The sequence below is a fragment of the Kitasatospora sp. HPM-01-4 genome, assembly GCF_051374625.1.
Classification (GTDB): Bacteria; Actinomycetota; Actinomycetes; order Streptomycetales; family Streptomycetaceae; genus Kitasatospora.
Map to the genome: position 1 here is coordinate 7,356,457 of NZ_JBPQGP010000005.1, position 13,497 is coordinate 7,369,953.

Consider the following 13,497-nt stretch of genomic DNA (forward strand, 5'->3'; position numbering starts at 1 on the left):
AGATCCTTGTCACGGTGCCGGTATCGTCTACGCTGGTAAAGCCGGGGCAAAGGCCCCGCCGGTCTCCGTCATGCCTCGGGCCCGTGGTCCACCCACGGTCCCCGACGGTACGACCGCGAACCCACGACCTGAGGAGTGACACCTCCCCTCGATGGACGATCCGTCCGGTAGTACCCGCGCCGCCTCACTTCCGACCCCCGGAAGGCAGGCGGCACTGTGATCACCGCCTGGCTGCTGCTTTTCGCGGCCTTCCTGCTCATCCTCGCCAACGGCCTCTTCGTGGCCGCCGAGTTCGCCCTGATCACCGTGGACCGCGGCAGCGTCGAGCGTGCCGCCAAGGCCGGTGACCGACGGGCCGAGAACCTGGCGAAGGTCCTGCGCAAGCTCTCCTTCCAGCTCTCCGGTGCCCAGCTCGGCATCACCGTCACCTCCCTGGTGGTCGGTATGCTCGCCGCGCCGGCGCTCTCCACGCTGCTCACGCCCGTGCTCACCGGCCTGGGACTGCCCGGGGCGGCCGCCACCACCGTGGCCGTGGCCGTCGGCATGGTGCTGGCCACCGTGCTGCAGATGGTGATCGGCGAACTGGTCCCCAAGAACTGGGCGATCTCGCGGCCGCTCCAGGTCGCGTACGCCGTGGTCGGCCCGCAGCGCCTGTTCTCGGCCGTCTGCCGCCCGGCGATCGCCTTCCTGAACGGCTCCGCCGACCGCATCGTGCGCGCGCTCGGCATCGAGCCGCAGGAGGAACTCGGCCACGCCCGCACCCCCGCCGAGCTGGTCTCGCTCGCCCGGCACTCCGCCAGGGCCGGCGTGATGGACGAGGAGTCGGCCCGGCTCTTCGTCCGCACCCTGGGCCTCGGTGAACTCACCGCGGAGAGCGTGATGACCCCGCGCGTGGACGTCGTCGCCCTGCAGCGCGGCGCCAGCGCCGCCGACGTCGTCAACCTCACCCGGGCCACCGGCCTGTCCCGCTTCCCGGTCTACGGGGACGGACTGGACGAGGTCAGCGGCACCGTCACCCTCAAGGACGCCCTCGCCGTCCCCGCCGACCTGCGCGCCCAGGTCAGGGTCGGCGACCTCGCCTCGGCACCGCTGCTGGTCCCCGAGACGCTGCCCGCCGAGCGCCTGCTCGACCAGCTGCGCCACCAGCAGCCGATGGCCATCGTGGTCGACGAGTACGGCGGCACCGCCGGCGTGGTCACCATCGAGGACATCGTCGAGGAGATCGTCGGCGAGGTACAGGACGAGCACGACCCCGAGGACATCCCGGAGCTGCGCCAACTGCCGCTCGCCGACGGCCACCCGGCCTGGGAGGCCGACGGCCGCGCCCGGCTCGACCAGCTGGAGAGCATCGGCCTGCAGGCCCCGGACGGGCCGTACGAGACACTCGGCGGCCTGCTCGCGGACCTGCTCGGCAAGCTGCCCGACCCCGGCGAACACGCCGGCCTGCCCGGCTGGCGGTTCACCGTGCTGGAGGTCGAGCGGCACCGCACCAGCCGGGTGCTGATCGAGCGCCGCCCGGACGCCCGAGTTGAGGAGACCGACCGATGAGCGCCCTGCAACTGGTCGCCGCCCTGCTGCTCCTGCTCGGCAACGGCTTCTTCGTCGGCGCCGAGTTCGCGGTGATCTCGGTCCGGCGCAGCCAGATCGAACCGCTCGCCGAGGCGGGCGACAGGCGCGCCCGGACCGTGCTGCACGCGCTGTCCAACGTCTCCGCGATGCTGGCCGCCGCCCAACTGGGCATCACCGTCTGCTCGCTGCTGCTCGGCGCGCTGGCCGAACCGACCATCGCCGGACTGCTGGAGGGCCCGTTCCACGCGGTCGGCATGCCCGAGTCGCTGATCCACCCGGTCGGCTACGTACTGGCGCTGGCCCTGGTGGTCTTCCTGCACATGGTGATCGGCGAGATGGTCCCCAAGAACATCTCGATCTCCGGACCCGAGAAGGCCGCGCTCTGGCTCGGCCCGCCGCTGGCCCGCCTCGCCCGCTGGCTCGGCCCGGTCATCCGGCTGCTGAACGCCTTCGCCAACGGGGTGCTGCGCCTGGCCAAGGTCGAGCCCAAGGACGAGGTCGCCTCGGTCTTCACCGACGAGCAGCTGCTCCACCTGCTGGCCGACTCCCGGGAGGCGGGTCTGCTGGACGAACGCCGCCAGGAGCGCCTGGAGGACGCCCTGGAGCTCGGCCGCCGGCCGGTCACCGACGTCCTGCTGCCGAGCGAGCAGCTGGTCACGGTCGGTCCCTCGGTGACCGCCCTGGAGATCGAGCGGCTGGCCGTGCGGACCGGTTTCTCCCGGTTCCCGGTGGTCGACAGGAGCGGCACCCTGCGTGGCTACCTGCACGTCAAGGACGTTCTGGACGCCGACGACCCGTCGGCCCCGCTGCCGGCCCGCCTCTGGCGACCGGTGACCGTGCTGCGCGGCACCATGCCGCTGGACGACGCGCTCGGTGCCATGCGCCGGGCCGCCGCCCACCTGGCCGCCGTGGTCGACCAGGACGGCCGCAGGCTCGGCCTGGTCACCCTGGAGGACGTCCTGGAGGAGCTGGTGGGGGAGATGCACGACCCGGACCACCGCCAGGCGGCCCGCGCCTGAGACCGGACCGCTCCCCGGGGCCCGGCGGCCCCCGGGGAGCGGCGGTGGCGGACGGCGGCGGCCAGGGCACGGTCCCGCTCGGTCCGAGTCCCGGACGCCGTGGCGTACTACCGTCGGCCGTCGATCAGTTCGCCGTAGGCCTGGAGCAGGTCGGGCAGGCGGAGGGTGGCCAGGTCCTCACGGGTGGGCTGACCGCGGAGGGAGGAGAGCCGCAGGTCGCGGTAGGCGCAGGACTTCTCGTACAGGGTGCGGATGAAGCGCCCGTTGCCGAGTTCGTCGATCCAGCCCTCGCGGACCACATGGCCGCAGATGCTGGCGAGTTCCTCGGCGGCGTCCTGGTCCCACCCGTCGCCCCCGGACGCGGCCAGGGCGCGTCCGATGGCGGTGAGCTCGGCGGGCCGGTAGCTGGGGAAGTCGACCCGGGTGGTGAAGCGGGAGTTGAGCCCGGGGTTGGTGGCCAGCAGGCGGTTCATGCCCTCGGGGTAGCCGGCCAGGATGACCACCAGCCGGTCGCGATTGTCCTCGGCACGCTTCAGCAGCACCTGGAGCGCCTCGTCCCCGTACGCGTCGCCCTTGCTGTAGCCGGAGTTGGAGAGGCTGTACGCCTCGTCGATGAAGAGCACGCCGTCCAGTGCGGAGTCGATCAGCTCATTGGCCTTGACCGCCGTCTGACCGAGGAACTCGCCCACCAGGTCGGCTCGTTGGGCCTCCACCAGGTGGTCACCGGAGAGCAGGCCCAGGGAGTGGAAGACCTGTCCGAGGATACGGGCGACGGTGGTCTTACCCGTCCCCGAGGGGCCGGAGAACACGAAGTGGCGTTTCGGCGGCTGCACCGGCAGGCCCTGCTCGGCGCGCAGCCGCGACATCCGTAACTGTGCCGACAGCGCCCGCACCTGGCGCTTCACCGGATCGAGGCCGACCATCTGCTCCAGTGCGTCGAGCGCCGCGTCGACCCCCTGCTGACCGCGCGGCCCGCCCCGGTGCGGGGAGGCGGCCGGCGGTGCGGCGCGTTCACCGCCCTCGCCTCTGGGCGGCGCCCCGGAGGCGGGACCGGTGACCCCGCCGGACCGTTCGGCGGCCGCCCTGGGCGTGGGCAGCCCGGTGGCGGCCGGACCGGCCCCCGCCTCGCCGATCCGGCGGTCGGCCTCCATGCCGTACTCGCCGCCCACGCCGTACTCGCCGCCCACGCCGTACTCGCCGTCAAGGCCGTACTCGTCACCGCCGAAGGCGCCGTCGTACCCGCTCTGCCCGTCGTACCGCTTCCCGCCGCCGAAGGCGCCGTCGCGGTCGTACCCGCCCTCACCCTCGTACCCCGACTGGTACTCCACGTCCGGCCCGAACTCGCCCACGGGCTCGACATCCTGGGCCTCGGCCGACTCGAAGGCGGACCCGGCGAGCGTGAGCCCGCCCGGCAGCCGGGGGTCGTCCCGGCCGTCGAGCAGGCCCTCGACCACCCCGTCCTCGGTGGTGATCGCCGCCAGCCGGGCCGCGGTGTCCATGAAGGCCGGATCTGCCCGGTGCACCGCCCGGTACAGCGGCAGGGCCGCGGCGCTGCGTCCGGCCCCCTCGTACGCGCGGGCCAGCCAGTAGCGCAGCTCCTTGCGCTGCGGCTGCTCCGAACGGCAGCGGGCCAGCGAGGCGGCCAGCGGACGCTGCGCCTGGGCGCACATGTCCAGACGGACCCTGGCCATGCCGCCGAACAGCCCGGCCTCGATGCCGAGCATCGCGTCGTCCAGCAACTGGTCGGTGTCGCGGATGAGTTGCTCCCAGTCCTTGAGCAGGTAGGAGCGGCAGGCGTGCAGGAAACGCACCGACGGATCCCCCTCGGGCGGCGGGCAGGCCGCGAGCGCCCGGTCGAGCTCGGTCAGGTGGCGGCCGTCCAGCCAGTGCGAGGCGTGGGCCAGGGCCAGGTCGCGGGTGTCCTCCAGGACCGGCTGGACCCACCAGCCGAGCCAGTACCAGGAACTGAGCGGCCGTTGGTGCCTGGACCGCTGCTCGCCGAAGCGGTCCTGGTGGCGGTGCATCGCCAGCAGGGCGCCCGAGGTGTCGCAGCGCAGGGCGTGCAGCCCGAGCCAGGCGTCCGCCATACCGGGGTCCAGCCGTACCGCGGTACGGAACTCCTCCTCCGCCCTGACGTACGCGCCCGCGGCATAGGCGTCCATCGCCCGCAGCCAGGCACGGTCGGCGAGCCGGTCCGGCCCGGTCGTGCTGGAACTCTCCACCGTCACTCACGCCCCCCGCTCGATGCACAGAGGCTCGGCGGCCGAGGGGCGTGACCAGGGTGGTGCCCGCCCACGCCGACGCCCCCGGCACGCATCCGTGCCTGTCACGAATCGTACCGGCGCAGGGCTGATCCGGAAGAGTGTCGCACGGTGTCAAATCGCAGTACCCGCCGGGTTGTTGGAGTCCGACCGGAACCCGACGGTCGGCCGCGATCGCAGCAGGTGGGGAGAGCGGCGCGACGGAGGCGGAGGGCGACGCCTCCGGCTCACGGGGGAACGAGTCGGAGGCGTCGCGTCCACTGTCGCGAGATCATCAGGCCTTGCGACGGGGAGAACCTACGGGTTGGAGACATCCCAGGTCAAGGATCAGGCAAGGGTTCACCAAGGGTGGTGAAAAGGATCCGGCCAGTGAGCCCGTCCACCCGCAGATTCGCGTACGGACGGCTGGGGTCGGCGGCGAAGTGCCGCTGCTCCGCCGCGGCCCAGCCGACCCAGAATTCGGCCAACTCCGGTCCGTCGCGCCGCTCTCCGCGCTCCCTGGCGGCCGCCGCGTCCAGCTCCATCCAGATCAGGTGGGCCAGCCGCGGCCGCAGCTCGCGCCGGCCGGATCCGACCCCCTCGATCAGCACCACCGGCGCGGGCGGCACCCGGCGGTGCTCCGCGAAGCGCCGCAACGTCCAGTCGTAGACGCGGTGTTCGGCCATCCGCCCGGCCGCCAGCGGCTCGAGCACCTCGGTTCGCAGCCGTTCCACCCAGCCGAACGGCTCGGCGTGGGTGGCGAGATCGTCCAGGTGCACCACCGGTGCCCCGCCGAGCGCGGCGGCCAGCCGGGCGGCGAAGGTCGTCTTCCCGGCCCCGGCGTGACCGTCCACGGCCACCAGCCGGACCGGGCCGCAGGACGGCGGTAGTGCGAGCAGCCGCCGGGCGAGCCGCGCGGGGACGTCCTCCTCCGCCGCGGCGCTCTCTCCCGTGACGACCGCCCGCGGGACGGCCCCGGCCCCGGTTCCGGCCGGGCCGTCGCCGAGTCCTGCGTAGTCGTCCCGATCAGCCACGGGCCCACTCTACGTGCGGAGCGTTCTCGCAGGTCGTGACGGACTGGCCAGTATCGGGCATACTCGCTTCGCCACGCCCGTGAACGACCGTTCACCACACCCGGTGCCAGGTCCGACACGCCTGCCGTGCCGCTGCCCTGCCACCCGTGGGGCCGGCACCCCGACCGAGGAGGCCCGACCGTCATGAGCCCCGCTCCCGTCAAGCCCGTCGACCGCCAGCTGCCCAGCGACGAGGCCCGCGAACTGCTGAGCCTCACCAGGGACCTGGTCCAGCGCGAACTGAGGCCGCGCGCCGCCGAGGACGAGGCGGCGGGCCGCTTCCCCCGCGAGGTCTTCCGCACCCTCGGCGAGGCCGGCCTGCTCTCCCTCCCGTACGAGGAGCGCCACGGCGGCGGCGAGCAGCCGTACGAGGTCTACCTGCAGGTTCTGGAGGAGCTCGCCGCCGGATGGCTCGCGGTCGGCCTCGGTGTCAGCGTGCACACCCTCGCCTGCTACGGGCTGGCCGCCTTCGGCACCGACGAGCAGCGCAGGCGCTGGCTGCCCGGGATGCTCGGCGGCGAACAGCTCGGCGCCTACTGCCTCTCCGAGCCGCAGTCCGGCTCCGACGCCGCCGCCCTGCGCACCCGGGCCGAGGCGGACGGCGACGAGTACGTGGTGAACGGCACCAAGGCGTGGATCACGCACGGGGGGCGTGCCGACTTCTACAGCACCATGGTCCGCACCGGCGACGACGGCTCCCGGGGCATCAGCTGCCTGCTCGTCCCGGCCGACAGCGCGGGGCTCTCGGCGGCGCAGCCCGAGCACAAGATGGGCATGAACAGCTCGCCGACCGCCCAGGTGCACTTCGACGGCGTCCGGGTGGCCCGGGAGCGGCTGATCGGCGAGGAGGGCCAGGGCTTCCAGATCGCGCTCTCCGCGCTGGACTCCGGCCGGCTCGGCATCGCCGCCTGTGCGATCGGTGTCGCCCAGGCCGCCCTCGACCTCGCCGTCGACTACGCGGGCACCCGGCAGCAGTTCGGCCGCCCGATCGCCGACTTCCAGGGGCTGTCCTTCATGCTGGCCGACATGGCCACCCAGATCGAGGCCGGCCGTGCGCTCTACCTGGCCGCCGCCCGCCGCCGCGACAGCGGACTGCCCTTCTCCAAGGAGGCGGCGATGGCGAAACTCTTCTGCACCGACACCGCGATGCGGGTCACCACGGACGCGGTCCAGGTCCTCGGCGGCTACGGCTACACCCAGGACTACCCCGCCGAGCGCTACATGCGCGAGGCCAAGGTCCTGCAGATCGTTGAGGGCACCAACCAGATCCAGCGCCTGGTCATCGGCCGCCACCTGACCCGCTGAGGGCCGGCCGGCCGCGGTGGGCCGACAGGGGTGCGGGGCCCTGTCGGCCCACCCCCGCCCTGTCGCCGGTCGGTCCAGGGGGTTCCGTGCTCACCGGCAGCGGGGCCGCACCGTCCGGGGCGGCTCACCCCCGTGGCGAGGGGTGCCGCCGCACGGAGCGGACGGGCGTCAGCGCCGGACCAGGCGCCCGTGGCGCACCGGCACCGCCCCGGGCCCGCCCACGTGCGAGAACGGCTGGGTGCGCCAGTCCAGTTCGGCCGGCAGGGCCAGCAGCGCCTCCGCGCCGGGAGCGGCCGGGTTCGCGGTCGGGTCGTCGCACTCGGCCAGGTCCTCGGTGGGCGCACCGGAGCCGGGGCAGAGGGCGGGGGAGAAGGGGTGCCAGGCGGTCGGCAGTACGGCGTGCTGCGGGAGCCGCTCCTCGTCGCCGATCAGGGCGATCGGGCGGTCGCACGCGGGGCAGTGCACCCGGGCGATCTCCCAGCTGTCGATGTCGCCCGGGTCCACCCCCGGGAAGCCGGACCCGGCGGCGTCGAAGTCGCTGTCGTGGTCGAGGCGTTCGTCATCCTCCACGACGTGGGGACGCTGGTCAGTAGCAGGCATCTTGATCCCCCTCGGATCGGACCGGGCTCGCGTCGGCCCTGGCCACAAGCAGCACTTCCCTCCGACAGAGCGTCATAACCCTGCACTGCGATGCACCGTGATGCACGCGATGTGTCGTTCGCCACATTCCAGCGGCACATGCCCCGCTCATGCGCCGCGCCCGCCAGGGGCTCGCACGCCGGTCGAACTGCGGTGGCGCACACCGGAGGCGCCGGGCCGCCGGTGCGCGGCGGCGAGCACCGTCCGAAAACGGAAGAGCGCGGACCGGGTCGGCAAACCGGACCGAGGGGCAGTAGGTTTGCGCCTTGTGGAGGATCTCGATCAGCGCATCGTCCAGCTGCTCCTCCAGGACGGCCGGATGAGCTACACGGACCTGGGCAAGGCCACCGGCCTGTCCACCTCGGCGGTGCACCAGCGAGTGCGCCGGCTCGAACAGCGCGGTGTCATCCGCGGCTACACGGCGATCATCGACCCGGACGCGGTCGACCTGGCGCTGACCGCCTTCATCTCGGTCAAACCGTTCGACCCGAGCGCGCCCGACGACACCCCGGAGCGGCTGGCCCCGCTGCCCGAGATCGAGGCGTGCCACAGCGTCGCGGGTGACGAGAACTACATCCTCAAGGTGCGGGTCGGCGCCCCCGGTGACCTGGAGGACCTGCTGGCGCGCATCCGCAGCGCCGCGGGGGTCTCCACCCGCACCACGGTGGTGCTCTCCACCCCGTACGAGGCACGCCCCCCGAAGCTCTGACCGCACTCGGCCGGGTGCAGACTTGGGCCCATGACCGAACGCACCAACCGGACCGTGCTCCTCCGCGGCGGCGCCGTCTACAGCCCCGCCGACCCGTTCGCCACCGCGATGCTGGTCGAGGGCGAACACATCGCCTGGGTCGGCAGCGACGGCGCCGCCCAGGCCTACGCCGAGAGCGCCGACGAAGTGGTGGAGCTGGGCGGTGCCCTGGTCACCCCCGCCTTCGTGGACGCCCACGTCCACGCCACCTCCACCGGTCTGGCCCTGACCGGTCTCGACCTCACCGGCTGCCCCTCGCTCGCCGAGGCACTGGAGCGGATCTCCGCCTTCGCCCGGTCCGTGGCCGGTGCCCACTCCGGTGGCGTCCTCATCGGCCACGGCTGGGACGAGAGCGGCTGGCCCGAGGGCCGTCCGCCGACGCTCGCCGAACTGGACTCCGCCGCCGACGGCGCCGCCGTCTACCTCTCCCGCACCGACGTCCACTCGGCCGTGGCCAGCAGCGCGCTGCGCGAGCTGACCGAGGGCCTCACCGGGCTGACCGGCCACCACCCCACCGCGCCGCTCACCCGCGACGCCCACCACGCCGTACGGCAGGCCGCCCTCGCCCACCTGACGCCGGACCAGCGCCGCGCCGCCCAGCGCGCCACCCTGCGCCGGGCCGCCGAGCTGGGTATCGGCTCCCTCCACGAGTGCGCCGGGCCCGAGATCTCGTCGGCCGAGGACCTGGCGGCACTGCTCGCCCTCGCGGCGGAGGGCGAAGGACCCGAGGTCTTCGGCTACTGGGGCGAACTCGGCGGCGTCGAGACCGCCCGCCGCCTGGGCGCCGTCGGCGCCGGCGGAGACCTCTTCGTGGACGGCGCACTCGGCTCGCGCACCGCCTGCCTGCACAGCCCCTACGCCGACGCCGAGCACACCGGCACCGCCTACCTCACGGCCGAGCAGGTCGCCGACCACGTCGCCGCCTGCACCGAGGCCGGCCTGCAGGCCGGATTCCACGCGATCGGGGACGCCGCGCTGACCGCCGTCCTGGACGGCGTCCGGGCGGCGGCCGACCGGGTCGGCATCGCCCGCGTCCGCTCGATGCGCCACCGGGTCGAGCACGCCGAGGCCCTGGACGACAGGACCATCGCCGCCTTCGCCGAGCTCGGCCTGACCGCCTCCGTACAGCCCGCCTTCGACGCCTGCTGGGGCGGCCCGGACGGCATGTACGTCCAGCGGCTCGGCGCGGAACGGGCCGCCGGACTCAACCCGTTCGCCGCCATGCTGCGCGCCGGGGTCCCGCTCGCCTTCGGCTCGGACGCCCCGGTCACCCCGCTCGACCCCTGGGGCACCGTCCGGGCGGCGGCCTTCCACCGGACCCCCGAGCACCGGATCTCGGTCCGTGCGGCGTTCACGGCGCACACCCGGGGCGGCTGGCGCGCGCTCGGCCGTGACCAGGACGGCGTGCTCGTTCCCGGCGCCGTCGCCAGCTACGCGGTCTGGGAGGTGACCGACCTGGTCGTCCAGGCTCCCGACGACCGCGTCGCGGGCTGGTCCACCGATCCCCGCTCCGGCACCCCGGGCCTCCCCGACCTCACCCCGGGCGTCCCCCTTCCGGCCTGCCTCCGCACGGTCGTCCGCGGCCGTACCGTCCACCAGCGCTGAACCGTCACCGCGTGGCCGGCCGTACGGCATCGGGGGGCGCCCCGAGCCGCCGGGCCGGCCACGTGGGACCGGGGTGCGGGGCCTCGCGGGGAGTCCCGGTCGTTCGGGCACCCTTGAGGCGAGGCCGCCACCTGTACGGGGTACCTTTCTCCGACGGCGCTCGGTGACGAGTGGCCGGTCGATCAGACGGCACTCGCGGCGCGAGCGAACGGCACAGCCAGAGAGGTGGTGCGCAGGTGGCACTGCCCGAGAAGCAGGAGCAGCCGACGGCGGACTCGGAGGCGGCGACGCCCGGGCAGCGCCAGGGACGGCTGAGGCGCCGCTGGGCAAGGATCCGCGCGGGTCTGCCCAGAACCGCCCTGGCCGTCGCCGCCGGGCTGATGCTGGCCCTGGCCTTCCCGCCGTACGACCTCTGGCCGCTGTCCATCCTCGGCGTGGCCTGCCTCTCCCTGCTGACCAGGGGGCGGACGGCCCGCCAGGGGGCGTGGACGGGGTTCGCCTTCGGGTACCCGTTCTTCCTCCTGCTGCTCGACTGGATGTGGGTGATCGGTCCGGACGCGATGGCCGGGCTGGCGGCGATCGAGGCGCTGTTCGTCGTCGCGCTCGGAGCCGGTCTCGCCGCCACCTCCCGGCTGCGTGCCTGGCCGCTGTGGGCGGCCTGCCTCTGGGTCGCCCAGGAGTGGGCCCGCGACCGGCTGCCGCTGGGCGGCTTCCCGTGGGGGCGGCTGGCCTTCGCCAACACCGCGAGCCCCTTCACGCCGCTGGCCGCGCTCGGCGGCGCCCCACTGGTGACCTTCGCCGTCGCCCTCGCGGGTGCCCTGCTCGCCTACGCCGCCGTCCGCCTGAAGCCGGCCCCCGCCCCCGCCTCCGCACCCGCCCCCGACGACCGGGGCGCCGAGGAGGTTCCGGCCGCCGACGCCGACTCTCCGAAGACCCCCCGCCCCGCCCGAGCCGCGGTGCTGGCCGGTGCCGGGACGGTCGTGGTGGTGCTCGCCGGGTACCTGGTCCCGGTGCCCAACGGCGCCCGGGCCGCCGACACCGTCAAGGTGGCCGTCATCCAGGGCAATGTGCCGCGGCCGGGCATGGACTTCCTCGGCCGCCCGATGATGGTGCTCGACAACCACGCCTCGGCCACCGAGCGGTTCGCCGCCGACGTGGCGGCCGGCAAGGCCGAGCGCCCGGACGTGGTGATCTGGCCGGAGAACTCCTCCGACCTCAACCCGTTCGCGGTCCCGGAGGCGTACGACCGGATCGACCGGGCCGTGAAGGCCGTCGGCGTGCCCACCCTGGTCGGCGCCCTGGTGGACGGCCCGGACAGCCAGCACGTCCAGAACGAGGGCATCGTCTGGGACCCGAGGAGCGGCCCCGGCGAGTTCTACACCAAGCAGCACCCGGTGCCGTTCGGCGAGTACGTGCCCTTCCGCGCCGAGCTCTCCAAGATGATCACCCGCCTGCAGCGGGTGGCCCGTGACTTCTACCCGGGCACCCACGACGGTGTGATGCAGCTGGGTCCGGCCCGGATCGGCGACGTGATCTGCTTCGAGGTGGCGTACGACGAGATCGTCCGCGACACCGTGAACGACGGTGGCCGGGTGATCGTGGTCCAGACCAACAACGCCACCTACGCCAGGAGCGGGCAGCCCGAGCAGCAGCTGGCGATGTCCCGGCTGCGCGCGGTCGAGCACGGCCGGGCGGTGCTGATCGCCGCGACCAGCGGGATCAGCGCGATCATCGCCCCGGACGGCTCGGTGGTCAGCCGCACCCAGGAGCTCACCCCGGCCGAACTCAGCGCCACGGTGCCGCTGCTCGATGGGAAGACGGTGGCCGACCGGGTCGGTGCCGCACCCGAGTGGGCGCTGTCCGTCGCCGGCCTGCTGGCCTGCGCCGCGGCGGCGGCTGGCGGGATCAGGCGCCGCCGCAAGGGCGGGGACGGGGCCGGAACACCGGCCGAGGCCGAACCGTTGAGCGAGATGGGAGCGGCAGCCGCGGCCGCCGTCACCCCCTAGGCCTGTCGCCGATCTGCGCGGAGAGCGCCGCGTTGGAGTGATTCGTACCGTGACCCAGCAAGATACCCAGGTCCATCCGGCCCCGCGCAGTCGTCTGCGGCGGGTGCTGCCGTTGCTGATCGCCGCCTGGCTGGTACTGGAGATCTGGCTGCTGACCGTCGTCGCGGGCGCGGTCGGCGGGCTCACCGTGGTGCTCCTGCTGGTCGCCGGGGTCTTCCTGGGCGGCTCGCTGATCAAGCGGGCCGGTCTGAAGGCCCTCTCGGCGGCCTTCGAGCAGAGCCGCGACCCGCAGTCGCAGCAGCCGCAGACCGGCACCAGCCTGACCGTGCTGGCCGGCCTGCTGCTGATCCTGCCGGGCTTCCTGTCCGACCTGATCGGGCTCACCCTGCTCCTCCCGCCGACCAGGGCGCTCTGGCGGACGCTCGGGCGCCGGTTCACCAGGACGGCACTGCGCTCCACCGCCCGGCCCGGTGCCGACCGCTTCGCGGACGCCATGCGGATCCAGGAGCAGCTGCGCATCCACCGCCCGGACGGCAAGGTCATTCAGGGCGAGGTCGTCGATCCGCCGGCCGGCCCCACCGGACCGGACACCGACTACCGTCCCCCGATCGCCGGCTGACCACCGGGCTCGGAACCTCCCGGGTGACCGGGCGGGCGCCGTCGAGGCGCTCGCCCGGCTGACCGCGTGTCACGGGGCGCGGACCGTGCCGGAGTGCCGGCCGCGGTCGAGCGCCGACCGGAGCAGGAGCGCAAACCGAAGGGGCCCCGGGCAGCTGCCCGGGGCCCCTTCGAAGTCCTCCGCCGAGGCGGAGGATGTGATCACGCGCTCTTGCGGGTGTCGCGCGGGTGGACCGCCAGGTTCATCCCACCGGAGCGGAGCACTGCCAGCCGCTCGGCCAGCACCTCCTCCAGCTCCTCCCGCGTGCGACGCTCCATCAGCATGTCCCAATGGGTGCGCGTCGGCTTGGTCTTCTTCTCCTCCGGCTCGTCTCCGTCGAGCAGGACTGCCTCCTGGCCGCAGAAACGGCATTCCCACACCGAGGGAATCTCCGCCTCAACGGAGAAAGGCACCTCGAATCGGTGTCCGTTCTGACATGCGTACTCAACGGTCTGGCGGGGAGCCAGATCGATTCCACGGTCGGTCTCGTAGCTAGTGGCCCCGAGTCGCGTGCCGCGGAGAGCTCGCTCGCTCATGAATCGTGCCTCCCGGGCTTATGGCCCACAGGACTAGTGGTCGCTGTCATCGTCGTTCGGTCAACGCTCGGCCGCCGACGAAGATTCCCGTCCCGGGAC

11 protein-coding genes are annotated in these 13,497 nt (G+C 73.7%); 7 read left to right on the forward strand and 4 right to left on the reverse strand.

Annotation, left to right across the window (positions count from 1 at the left end; all coding sequences use genetic code 11):
- Positions 1-216 precede the first annotated feature (216 nt).
- Positions 217-1,548, forward strand: a complete 1,332-nt coding sequence (locus tag ACSMTC_RS32125; protein ID WP_436563240.1) for a hemolysin family protein — start codon at positions 217-219, stop codon at positions 1,546-1,548.
- Positions 1,545-2,588, forward strand: a complete 1,044-nt coding sequence (locus ACSMTC_RS32130; RefSeq protein ID WP_436563241.1) for a hemolysin family protein — start codon at positions 1,545-1,547, stop codon at positions 2,586-2,588. Before ACSMTC_RS32125 ends, ACSMTC_RS32130 begins: the two co-directional genes overlap by 4 nt.
- A 107-nt stretch (positions 2,589-2,695) precedes the next feature.
- On the opposite strand, the gene ACSMTC_RS32135 is transcribed toward ACSMTC_RS32130, so the two are convergent.
- Positions 2,696-4,750, reverse strand: a complete 2,055-nt coding sequence (locus ACSMTC_RS32135; protein ID WP_436564876.1) for an AAA family ATPase — start codon at positions 4,748-4,750, stop codon at positions 2,696-2,698.
- 419 nt (positions 4,751-5,169) lie between these two features.
- Positions 5,170-5,727 carry a uridine kinase family protein gene (locus tag ACSMTC_RS32140; RefSeq protein ID WP_436564877.1) on the reverse strand — a complete coding sequence of 186 codons (558 nt, stop codon included), beginning with the start codon at positions 5,725-5,727 and terminating at the stop codon, positions 5,170-5,172.
- A gap of 318 nt (positions 5,728-6,045) precedes the next feature.
- Here ACSMTC_RS32140 and ACSMTC_RS32145 point away from each other — a divergent pair, with 318 nt between their 5' ends.
- The gene (locus ACSMTC_RS32145) at positions 6,046-7,206 is read left to right on the forward strand and encodes an acyl-CoA dehydrogenase family protein (protein WP_436563242.1); all 1,161 of its coding nucleotides are present in this window, start codon (positions 6,046-6,048) and stop codon (positions 7,204-7,206) included.
- A gap of 168 nt (positions 7,207-7,374) precedes the next feature.
- On the opposite strand, the gene ACSMTC_RS32150 is transcribed toward ACSMTC_RS32145, so the two are convergent.
- Positions 7,375-7,806 carry a hypothetical protein gene (locus ACSMTC_RS32150; RefSeq protein ID WP_436563243.1) on the reverse strand — a complete coding sequence of 144 codons (432 nt, stop codon included), beginning with the start codon at positions 7,804-7,806 and terminating at the stop codon, positions 7,375-7,377.
- 307 nt (positions 7,807-8,113) lie between these two features.
- Here ACSMTC_RS32150 and ACSMTC_RS32155 point away from each other — a divergent pair, with 307 nt between their 5' ends.
- The 4 genes from ACSMTC_RS32155 to fxsA all read left to right on the forward strand — a co-directional run bounded on the left by ACSMTC_RS32155 (position 8,114) and on the right by fxsA (position 12,823).
- Positions 8,114-8,554, forward strand: a complete 441-nt coding sequence (locus ACSMTC_RS32155; protein WP_436563244.1) for an Lrp/AsnC family transcriptional regulator — start codon at positions 8,114-8,116, stop codon at positions 8,552-8,554.
- Between the two features lie 30 nt (positions 8,555-8,584).
- Positions 8,585-10,198, forward strand: coding sequence for an amidohydrolase (locus tag ACSMTC_RS32160; protein ID WP_436563245.1), 1,614 nt, complete (start codon positions 8,585-8,587; stop codon positions 10,196-10,198).
- A gap of 236 nt (positions 10,199-10,434) precedes the next feature.
- Positions 10,435-12,204, forward strand: a complete 1,770-nt coding sequence (gene lnt, locus ACSMTC_RS32165) for an apolipoprotein N-acyltransferase (RefSeq protein ID WP_436563246.1) — start codon at positions 10,435-10,437, stop codon at positions 12,202-12,204.
- A gap of 49 nt (positions 12,205-12,253) precedes the next feature.
- A complete protein-coding gene (fxsA, locus tag ACSMTC_RS32170; protein WP_436563247.1) occupies positions 12,254-12,823 on the forward strand; it encodes an FxsA family membrane protein in 570 nt (189 codons plus the stop codon).
- Between the two features lie 200 nt (positions 12,824-13,023).
- Here the strand turns inward: fxsA and ACSMTC_RS32175 are convergent, their stop codons facing one another.
- Positions 13,024-13,398, reverse strand: a complete 375-nt coding sequence (locus tag ACSMTC_RS32175) for an RNA polymerase-binding protein RbpA (RefSeq protein WP_436563248.1) — start codon at positions 13,396-13,398, stop codon at positions 13,024-13,026.
- Positions 13,399-13,497: the final 99 nt, after the last annotated feature.

What these genes read in the sequence shown, in the direction of transcription:
- ACSMTC_RS32130 (WP_436563241.1), top strand. Translation starts at nt 1,545, where the DNA reads ATGAGCGCCCTGCAACTGGTCGCCGCCCTGCTGCTCCTGCTCGGCAAC.
- ACSMTC_RS32160 (WP_436563245.1), top strand. Translation starts at nt 8,585, where the DNA reads ATGACCGAACGCACCAACCGGACCGTGCTCCTCCGCGGCGGCGCCGTC.
- ACSMTC_RS32175 (WP_436563248.1), bottom strand. Translation starts at nt 13,398, where the DNA reads ATGAGCGAGCGAGCTCTCCGCGGCACGCGACTCGGGGCCACTAGCTAC.
- ACSMTC_RS32150 (WP_436563243.1), bottom strand. Translation starts at nt 7,806, where the DNA reads ATGCCTGCTACTGACCAGCGTCCCCACGTCGTGGAGGATGACGAACGC.
- ACSMTC_RS32145 (WP_436563242.1), top strand. Translation starts at nt 6,046, where the DNA reads ATGAGCCCCGCTCCCGTCAAGCCCGTCGACCGCCAGCTGCCCAGCGAC.
- ACSMTC_RS32135 (WP_436564876.1), bottom strand. Translation starts at nt 4,750, where the DNA reads ATGGACGCCTATGCCGCGGGCGCGTACGTCAGGGCGGAGGAGGAGTTC.